General features: G+C 66.7%; 7 protein-coding genes. All 7 read left to right on the top strand.

The features are described from left to right. The coding region (locus ABWP84_RS17060) for an aldolase (protein WP_353213230.1) at positions 1 to 798 on the top strand (798 nt) is incomplete at its 5' end. A 760-nt stretch (positions 799 to 1,558) separates the two neighbouring features. Further along, positions 1,559 to 2,893 (top strand): extracellular solute-binding protein, encoded by a 1,335-nt coding sequence (locus ABWP84_RS17065; RefSeq protein ID WP_353213231.1) that lies wholly within the window; start codon positions 1,559 to 1,561, stop codon positions 2,891 to 2,893. A 1-nt stretch (position 2,894) separates the two neighbouring features. Next, positions 2,895 to 3,773, top strand: a complete 879-nt coding sequence (locus ABWP84_RS17070) for a sugar ABC transporter permease (RefSeq protein WP_353213232.1) — start codon at positions 2,895 to 2,897, stop codon at positions 3,771 to 3,773. Further along, positions 3,770 to 4,687 carry a carbohydrate ABC transporter permease gene (locus ABWP84_RS17075; RefSeq protein ID WP_353213233.1) on the top strand — a complete coding sequence of 306 codons (918 nt, stop codon included), beginning with the start codon at positions 3,770 to 3,772 and terminating at the stop codon, positions 4,685 to 4,687. Before ABWP84_RS17070 ends, ABWP84_RS17075 begins: the two co-directional genes overlap by 4 nt. A gap of 3 nt (positions 4,688 to 4,690) precedes the next feature. Continuing rightward, positions 4,691 to 5,734, top strand: coding sequence for an ABC transporter ATP-binding protein (locus ABWP84_RS17080; RefSeq protein ID WP_353213234.1), 1,044 nt, complete (start codon positions 4,691 to 4,693; stop codon positions 5,732 to 5,734). Continuing rightward, positions 5,731 to 8,070: a xanthine dehydrogenase family protein molybdopterin-binding subunit gene (locus ABWP84_RS17085; RefSeq protein WP_353213235.1), complete on the top strand. Its 2,340-nt coding sequence runs from the start codon at positions 5,731 to 5,733 to the stop codon at positions 8,068 to 8,070. The genes ABWP84_RS17080 and ABWP84_RS17085 overlap by 4 nt, the downstream gene beginning before the upstream one ends. Further along, on the top strand, positions 8,067 to 8,939 hold the full coding sequence (locus ABWP84_RS17090; protein ID WP_353213236.1) for an NAD(P)-dependent oxidoreductase: 873 nt from the start codon (positions 8,067 to 8,069) through the stop codon (positions 8,937 to 8,939). Before ABWP84_RS17085 ends, ABWP84_RS17090 begins: the two co-directional genes overlap by 4 nt. Positions 8,940 to 9,123 lie beyond the last annotated feature (184 nt).

Consider the following 9,123-nt stretch of genomic DNA (forward strand, 5'->3'; position numbering starts at 1 on the left):
GAAGGCCTGCGCGCGATGAGGGCAGAGAAACAGAACGGCCCGGTGACGGACCGGCAGATGTCGGACTTCAAGATGGCGGCGCTGCGGGCGCTGACGCCCTATGCCTCGGCGGCGCTGCTTGACCGCGAGTTCGCATGGGACCGGGCCATTGCGGAAGGTGCGGTCGCGCCGGGCTGCGCGCTGATCGCCGCCGCGGATATCCTTCTGCCTGGCCCGGGCGAATTGGTGGCGGATTCCCGAATCGACGATGAGGTTGTGCCGGCGAAGGTCATGGCCGAGGGTGCGGCCGCGCTGAAGCTGCTGGTCATCTGGCGCCCGGATGGAAATCCAGAGGCGCGCATCGCCCTGGTGGATGATTTCGTCGCGCGGTGCAGGGCCGCAGGCATGGTCAGCATTGTGGAGCCGGTCTGCCGCAAGCCACGCGACGGCCGCGCATGGGACACTGCCGAGGGTATCCTGCCCGCCGCGCAGGAATTGGGCGGACGCGGTGCCGATATCTACAAGGCGGAGATGCCGCTCTTCGGTAACGGACCGGAGGCAGTGGTCCGGCGTGCCTGCGCCGAACTGACGCGCATTGTGAACGGGCCCTGGGTCGTGCTGTCCTCCGGCGTCACGCCCGACGCTTTTCCGCAGGCCGTCGAATGGGCGTGTCGGGAGGGCGCCTCGGGCTTCCTGGCCGGGCGTGCGGTCTGGCGCACGGTGATCGGCCACCCCGACATGGAGGCGGCGCTGCAAAAGGACGCCGTGGTGCGCCTGCAGCGCCTCTGCGATGTCGTGGACAAAACCGTCGGTGGCTGAGGCAGGAACAGGCGGGTGGTGGCATTGGCGCTGATGGCCCGGTGCCCGGGGTTGGTGCTGCGGCCCGCGATCCCTGGTCCCGGCTGCTGCACCGGCGCCAAGTCTCGCAGGCTTGCTGCGAGCTATGCCGCACAGGAAAGGCGAAATCGCATGGGGCGCTTCGACCTCGCCAAGGTGGCACTCGTGACCCGTGATGTCGGGCATCGTTGCGCTGTCTGGCCCGGCCCAGCCTGGATGCCCCGCCTCTTGGTCGATCGAATCGCGGCGCTGTTCCGGGAGGTGATGCAGGCCCCCCTGGACGCGGACGCGGCTGGCCGCGCTGGGGGCGGAGCCGCTGGTGCCCACGTGTCAAGCCGTCACAAGGATTAAGCATTGCGTCCTCCAGCACTTGTCGCTGCTTCGAGGGTTTCCAAGCGGGCTGTCAGAGCGACGATGAATTCCGGCTGCTGCTGGATCGCTCGGATCGGGTGGAGCACCGCCTCATCGGGCTTGATGTTACAGGTGGCGGGGGGGGCATGGTGTCGGGTCGTGCTTGGGATGGTGCAGTGCCATCTCTGTCATTTGCCGTCGCCCGCGCTGGGCAACCACGCCGATCTGCACCCAAAGCCGGTCGGGCGCGCGGCGTGCGTGAGCCAGCCCCTCTTCGGTCCCTATAGATTGTATCACATCCGCGGCCGCGATGGCGGCGAGGGCATCCACCGGCTAGACTTTGACCGCGTTTTAGCCAAAAATTCTTCACGATTGCCAAGGGACACCCAGGATGAGCTCACCCGCCAAGTCGTTCAGCCGCCGCACCGCCGCTGCCGGCGCCGCTTCCGCCGCGATGATGCTGGGCGCCGGGCCGGCCGCGCTGGCCCAGCCCGCGGGCGCGGTGAATTTCATCGGCTGGTCCGCCGCCGTGGACCAGGTGCGCGCACAGATCTCCGCCTTCCAGGCCGCCACCGGCATTGCGGTGAATTACGAGAATTTCCCCTGGGCGCAGTACCGCACCGCGCTGGTCACCCGGCTGGTGGCCAATGCGCCCATCGACTGCTCCTGGATTTCCGATGCCTGGCTGCCGGAATTCGCCGAGGCCGGCTGGCTGGCCGATATTTCCGACGTGTCGGCACTGACCCGCTACAATGCCGAAACCACCGCCTATTGCACCCAATCCATGGTCTATAAAGCCAAGCAATACGGGCTGGCCTATTACGGCGACCACATGTCCTTCATGGTCAATACCGACATGCTGGCCCGCGCCGGCATCACCACCCCGCCCACCACTTGGGAGGAGGTGGTCGAACAATCCCTGCGCATGAAGCAGCAGGGCGTGGCCGAATTCCCGCTGCTGCTCTCCCTGGCCGCGGATACTTGGCTGATCGAGTTTGTTTCGGCGCTGAATTTTTCCTTCGGTGGGCGTTTCGTCGATGATGCCGGCAATGCGGTGATGGCCGATGCCAATCGGGGCGCGGTGCGCGCGGCGCGCTTCCTGCGCGAGGCGATCCACACCCACCGCATCCTCTCCCCCGGCGCGGTGGAGACCGGCGAGATCAACGGCCTGCGCGCCTTCGGGAGCGGCGCCCATGCCTTCGCCATCGTGCCAACCTATCGCATCCGCGCGCTGAACGACCCCGCGCAATCCAGCGCGGCCGGCAAGATTCGCTTGGCCCTCATGCCAAAGGGCGGCCCCTCGGGCACGCATGAGACCTGCGGCTGGATCCGCTTCTGGGGCATGACCCCCGGCGCCAAGGCTGACCGGGCCAGGCGGGAGCGCACGCTGCGCTTCATCGAGTTCTTCGGCGGGCGCGACACGGCCGGCAATTACTCCATGCAAAAGCTGCTGCTGACCGATATGGGCCTGCCCTCCTGCGCCGTGCCGCTGGCACAGGACCCTGAGGTGGTGCAGTTCTGGCAGCGCTGGGCCGGTGGTGGTGCGGTGGTGGCCGAGCAGGCTGGCCTTGCCCGCAAGAAGGATGTGATCTCGCCCTGGTTTGGTGAATGGGTCGAGACCTCCAACCAAGCCTGGCAGAATGTCTGCCTCGGCCGCGCCGAGCCGGAGGCCGCGATGCGCGCGGCCGGGGCGAAATGGACGGAGCTGAAGCGGGCGTTCCGCTGAGGTGACACGTTTTGGCTATGACGAGCGCAGTGCGGCCCTGCTGGTCTTTCCGGTGCTGGCGGTGCTGCTGGTCGTGGCCGCCTTCCCTATCATCTATTCCTTCTGGGTCAGCCTGCATGACATTGTGCTGACCCGGCCGCTGCGCCGGCCTTTTGTCGGTTTCGACAACTACCTGCGTATTTTCGACGATGCACGGTTCTGGACGGCGGTTGCGCGGACAACTGTTTATACACTGGTCTGCGTGGCGGTGACGACCTTCCTGGCCGTGCTGGTGGCACTGCTGTTGAACGAGGTATTTCCCGGCCAGCGCCTGCTCTCGGCCCTGCTGCTGGTGCCCTGGGCCACGCCCTCGGTGGTCAATGGGCTGATGTGGAAATGGATTTATGACCCGACCTATGGGCTGCTGAACGGGCTTTTGGTGCAGGTGGGCCTGCTGGAGCGCTATCGCGTCTGGCTGGGTGACCCTGACATCACCCTGCTGCTGATCGCCAATGCGGCGATCTGGAAGCAGATGCCGCTCGCGGCCCTGCTGATGATCGTGACCATGAAGGCGATCCCTGAGGACCTCTATCGCGCAGCCCGGGTGGATGGCGCCAATATCTGGCAGCGTTTTGTCCATGTGACCCTACCCGCGCTGCGGCCGGGGCTAATGCTGGTGCTGGTCTATGAGACGATGATCTCGATCCGCCATTTTGACCTCTTCCTGATCATGACCCAGGGCGGCCCGGGCGATGCCTCCTTCACCCTCTCCTGGCTGATCTATGTTGAGACATTCCGCTCGCTGCGCTTCGGCACCGGGGCGGCCATGTCCTATGTGCTGGCCATCACCACCTTTGCGCTGAGCTGGGCCGTCATTCGCTTTCTGGGCAAACGGATATGAAAAAGCCGCTGGCACCGCGGGTGACCCGCGCCATCCTTCTCACGCTGTTTTCGGCGCTTTTTGTCCTCTATGTCGCGGGGCCGGTGGCCTGGCTGGTCTCCTCCTCCCTGCAGAGCGAGGCGGAAATCACCCGGGTGCCGCCGAATTGGCTGCCGCAAAACCCCAGTATCGCCAATTTCGAGGCGATTTTTTCCGCGGCCGACCGGGTGGTGACCTATGAGAACCGCCGGCAGGGTGAGGCGCTGACCAGCAGCTTCCTGCCCTCGGGTGCGGCCAATCTCTTGCCGGCGATGCGCAATTCGCTGGTGATCGGCCTCTGGGTGGCGGCGCTGAACCTGCTGCTGAGCGTGACCGCCGCCTATGCCATTGCGGTGATCGATTTCCGCGGGCGCCGGGCCACGCTCTACACCGTGCTGGCCACCCGCGTGGTGCCCGATATCGCCCTGGTGGTGCCGCTGTTTCTGGTCATCCGCAATCTGGGGCTCATCAACTCACTCGGCGCGCTGGTGGTGACCTATCTCGCCATCACCGTGCCCTTCACCATCTTCATCCTGATCTCCTATTTCGAGGGAATCCCGCGGGACCTCTACCGCGCCGCGCGGATTGATGGCTGCGGCCATGGGCGGGCCTTGTGGCATGTCTATCTGCCGCTTTCGCTGCCCGCGCTGGTGGCCTCGCTCACCTTCGCCTTCCTGACCTCATGGAATGAATTCGTCTTCGCCCTCGTGCTCACCCAGAACGTGGCGGCGCAGACGCTGCCCATCATCATTTCAGGCTTCATCATGGACTTCACCACCAGCTTCTCCTTCGTCAATGCCGCAGGCGTGATCGCGATCATCCCGCCCGTGCTCATGGCAGTGGTGTTCCAGCGCTATATCGTCTCCGGCCTGACCGCCGGCGCGGTGAAGGGCTGAGCCATGGCACGGATCACCTGTGCCGCACTGACCAAGAGCTATGGAGCCGTCCTGGCGGTTGATGCGCTCGACCTCAGCATCGGCCATGGCGAGTTTATGGTGCTGCTCGGCCCCTCGGGCTGCGGTAAGACCACCACGCTTAACATGATTGCGGGGCTCGAGGAAATTTCCGCCGGCCGTCTGCTCTTCGACGAGACCGAGGTGACCTGGACGCCGCCGCATAAGCGCGAGGTGGCGATGGTCTTCCAATCCTATGCTCTCTACCCCAACAAGACGGTGCGCGAGAATATCGCCTTCCCACTGCGGTTGCGCGGCCAATCAGCCTCGGAGATTGAGCGCGCGGTGGGTGCTGCCGCCGAACAGTTGGAGATCACCCATCTGCTGGGCCGCCGGCCGAACGAGCTTTCCGGCGGGCAGCGGCAGCGCGTGGCGCTGGGCCGGGCCATCGTGCGCAAGCCTTCGGTCTTCCTGATGGATGAGCCGCTCTCCAACCTCGATGCCACGCTGCGGCTTTCCATGCGCGGCCTGATCAAGCGGCTGCATCAGGAGCTCAAAGCCACCTTTGTCTATGTCACCCATGACCAGGCCGAGGCGATGACGCTGGCGGACCGCATCGCGGTGATGAAGGGCGGGCTGATCCAGCAGCTCGACACGCCCGAGGGGATTTATGAGCGCCCGGCCAATATCTTTGTCGCCGGTTTTTTGGGCAGCCCGCCGATCAATCTGGTCGAGGGGGTGATCGCGGGCGGCGCCTTCACCCGCGGCGATTTCCGTCTGCCCCTGACCAACCCGCCACAGGAAGGCCGCGCCGTCGTGCTAGGCCTGCGGCCCGAGGATGTCTCAGCCGGTGGCGATGTCACGGCGCGGGTCGAGCTGGTTTCGCCACTGGGATCGGAGACCCATCTGGATGTACTGGCCGAGGGCGGCGTGGCCCTCACCCTGCGGGTGCCGAAGGAATGGCGCGCCGCGCCGGGCGACAGGCTCAGCTTCGGTATAGACCCGGCGCGGCTGCACATCTTCGACAAGGCGAGCGAGACGCGGCTGTGACAGCCCTGGGCCAGCGGCTGCGCCGGCGCGAGGATGCCCGGCTGCTGACCGGCGAGGGCTGCTTTCTCGACGATATCCCCAGCCCCCCCGGTTGCCTGCATGCCGTCTTCATCCGCAGCCCGCATGCCCATGCGCGCATTCTGGGCATTGATACAGCAGCCGCCCTGGCCCTGCCCGGCGTGGCGGCAGTGCTGACCGGCGAGGCGCTGGCCCGGCTCGTGGCCCCGCTGCGCATGGCGCCGCCCATCGACGGGCTGCGGCCGATGGAAATGCCGGTGCTGCCCTCTGAGACCGCGCGTTTTGTGGGGGATCCGGTGGCCATGGTGTTGGCTGAGGATCCCTCCCTCGCCACCGATGCCGCCGAATTGGTGGAGGTATCCTGGCAGCCCCTGGCCGTGGTTGCCAGCATGGCGGATGCGGCGGCGCCCGGCGCGGTGCTGGTGGACCCTGCCTTACCGTCCAACCGCGTCTCGCACCAGGCTTTTGCCTCGCCGGGGCTGGATGCGGCCTTTGCCGGGGCGGCAAGCATTGTCACCTCCCGTTTCGCGCAACACCGGCAGACCCATGCGCCGATCGAGCCGCGCGGTGTGCTGGCACAGTGGAACCCCGGCCGTCAGCATTTGACCATGCGCGTGGGCACCCAGGCGCCGCATCCTTATCGCTCGGCGCTGGCAGGCAGGCTGGGGCTTTCGGAACCGCAAGTGACGGTGGAGAGCCCCGAGATGGGCGGTGGCTTTGGCCAAAAAATCATCCCGCTGCGCGAGGATTTTTGCGTCGCCGCCGCGGCCCGCCTGCTGCGTCGCCCGGTGCGCTGGCGCGAAAGCCGGGGCGAGAATCTGATGGCCGCGCTGCATGCGCGCGAAGAGACGATCACCACCGAAGCCGCGATTGATGAGCAGGGCCGCATCCTGGCTCTGCGCGCCGGGATGGAGGCCGATTTCGGCGCATGGTCCTTCTTCCCGGCCAATTACATGGCCCGCGTGGTGGCGCTGATTCTGCCCGGCCCCTATCGGATTCGCGATTACGGCTATGACGTCACCGTCTGGCTGACCAATAAATGCCCGAGCGGGCCGATGCGCGCGCCCATGGCCATCACCGCCTGGGTGATGGAGGGCACGATGGACGCCATCGCCCGGCAATGCAGGCTCGACCCGCTGGAGGTGCGGCGGCGCAATAGCCTAGGCCCGCAGGACCTGCCGTGGATCACGGCCACCGGCGAGCATTATACCGCGCTCTCCCCACGGGCGACACTGGATGCCGCGGCGGCAGCGCTGGGCTACGAAAACTGGCGCGCGCAACCGCCCCGCCCAGGCATGCTGCGCGGCATCGGCCTGTGCAGCGTGGTGGAAAGCACGACCTATGGCAGCGCCTTCTACAAGGCAGCCGGCATTGCCGGTTCGGGGCATGAGGTGGCGAGCCTGCGCATTGAGCCCTCCGGCGCCATCATCGCAGCTTGTGGGCTGATGGGCTCCGGCCAGGGCTATGAAACCACGCTGGCCCAGGCGGTGGCCTCAGGACTGGGCGTGGAGGCCGGGCAGGTGACCATGCAACTGGGCCACACCGATATCGCCCCCTATGGTATGGGCAGCCGGGGTAGCCGCGGCGCTGCGGCGGGCGGCGGGGTGTTGCGCCTGGCCGGGCTGGCCTTGCGCCTGAAGCTGCTGGAACTGGCCGCCCATCTGCTCAACCTCAATAGCGCAGACGGGTTGGAGATGCGCGCGGGCCAAGTGATCCGCCGGGTGGCGGAGGGCGAGCTAGAAACCGGGCTCAGCCTGGCCGCCCTGGCGCGCATCGCGCATCTGGACCCGCTGCGGCTGCCGCCGGGCATGGCCCCGGGGCTGCATCATATCGAGGCCTTCGATCCGCCGGCCATGACATATTCCAATTCAACCCATGCCTGCGTGGTGGAGATCGACACGGAGACGGGTGCGCTCACCATTCTGCGCCACGTCATTGCCGAGGATGCCGGCACCCTGATCAACCCAATGATCGTGGAGGGCCAAACCCATGGCGCCACCGCCATGGGCCTGTCCGGCGCCATCATGGAACACGCAGCCTATGGCCCGGATGGCCAAATGCTGGCGGGCAGCTTCATGGATTACGCGATGGCCCGGGCCGGCGATCTGCCCTGCTTCGAAGTCAGCCATCACCCCACACCAGCCATCGGCATCCCCGCCGGGATCAAGGGCATGGCGGAGGGCGGCACGATGGGCGGCATCGGCGCCGTGATGAATGCGGTGAATGACGCCCTGGCAGGGGTGGGCGTCTATTTGCCCGCGCAACCAGCGACGCCAGACCGGATCTGGGCGGCACTACAACACAGGACAACCTCATGAAGCCTCGCATTGGTTTTATCGGCCTTGGCATCATGGGCGCACCCATGGCGGGGCATCTGCTGGCGGCGGGATATCCCCTCACCATCGCCAATCGCAGCCGTGGCGCCGCAGTGGCCGCGCTGGTGGCCGGCGGGGCCGCCTGGGCGGAGAGCCCGGCATCGCTGGCGGCGCAGAGCGATATCATCATCACCATCCTGGGCTTTCCGGCCGATGTGGAGGCGGTGTGGCGCGGCGGAGATGGGCTGATCGCCAATGCCAAGCCTGGCACGCTGTTGATCGACATGACCACCTCCTCCCCAGGTTTGGCCCAGCTTTTGGCGCGGGAGGCGGCGGCGCATGGGCTCGGGGCCTTGGATGCCCCAGTCTCCGGTGGCGAGGCCGGGGCCCGCAATGCGGGGCTGTCGATCATGCTGGGCGGAGATGCGGCGGATCTCGCCCGCGCCCTGTCAGTGTTCGAGACACTGGGCAAGAATATCCGCCACATGGGCGGCCCGGGCGCCGGCCAGCACACCAAGATGGCCAATCAGATTGCCATCGCCTCCACCCTCCTGGGTGTGGCCGAAAGCATCGCCTATGCCCGCGCGGCCGGGTTGCAGGGTGGCGCGGTGCTGGAGGCGCTGGGGCCAGGGGCCGCGGGGTCCTTCCAGCTGGCCATGCTGGGGCCGAAGATGATCGCGCAGGATTTCGCCCCGGGCTTCATGTTGAAGCATTTCATCAAGGATCTGGGCATCGCGCTGGCCGAGGCTGAGGGCATGGGCCTGGCCCTGCCCGGCTTGGCGCAGGCCCGGTGCCTGGCCGAGATGGCCGCCGCCACCACCGGCGATGATGCCGGGACCCAGGCCATTATAGCTGCCCTGGCCGTCCCTTAAATCATCATCCGTGCGACCGGCCCGCCCATCCCCTCTCACCGGGCTTGTCGGCACGAAGCCCGGCTTGCGCTTCTCAGGCAGCGCGGCCACGCCCTGCCGCTACCAGCGAAGTGCACGGAGCTGAACGTAATGGAAAACGTCTGGCAGTTCATGCGCGACAACTGGCTGTCCAACCGGGTGTTCA

Origin of the sequence: Rhodovarius sp. (assembly GCF_040399605.1) — a bacterium.
Lineage (GTDB): Bacteria > Pseudomonadota > Alphaproteobacteria > Acetobacterales > Acetobacteraceae > Rhodovarius > Rhodovarius crocodyli_A.

What these genes read in the sequence shown, in the direction of transcription:
- ABWP84_RS17080 (WP_353213234.1), top strand. Translation starts at nt 4,691, where the DNA reads ATGGCACGGATCACCTGTGCCGCACTGACCAAGAGCTATGGAGCCGTC.
- ABWP84_RS17075 (WP_353213233.1), top strand. Translation starts at nt 3,770, where the DNA reads ATGAAAAAGCCGCTGGCACCGCGGGTGACCCGCGCCATCCTTCTCACG.
- ABWP84_RS17065 (WP_353213231.1), top strand. Translation starts at nt 1,559, where the DNA reads ATGAGCTCACCCGCCAAGTCGTTCAGCCGCCGCACCGCCGCTGCCGGC.
- ABWP84_RS17090 (WP_353213236.1), top strand. Translation starts at nt 8,067, where the DNA reads ATGAAGCCTCGCATTGGTTTTATCGGCCTTGGCATCATGGGCGCACCC.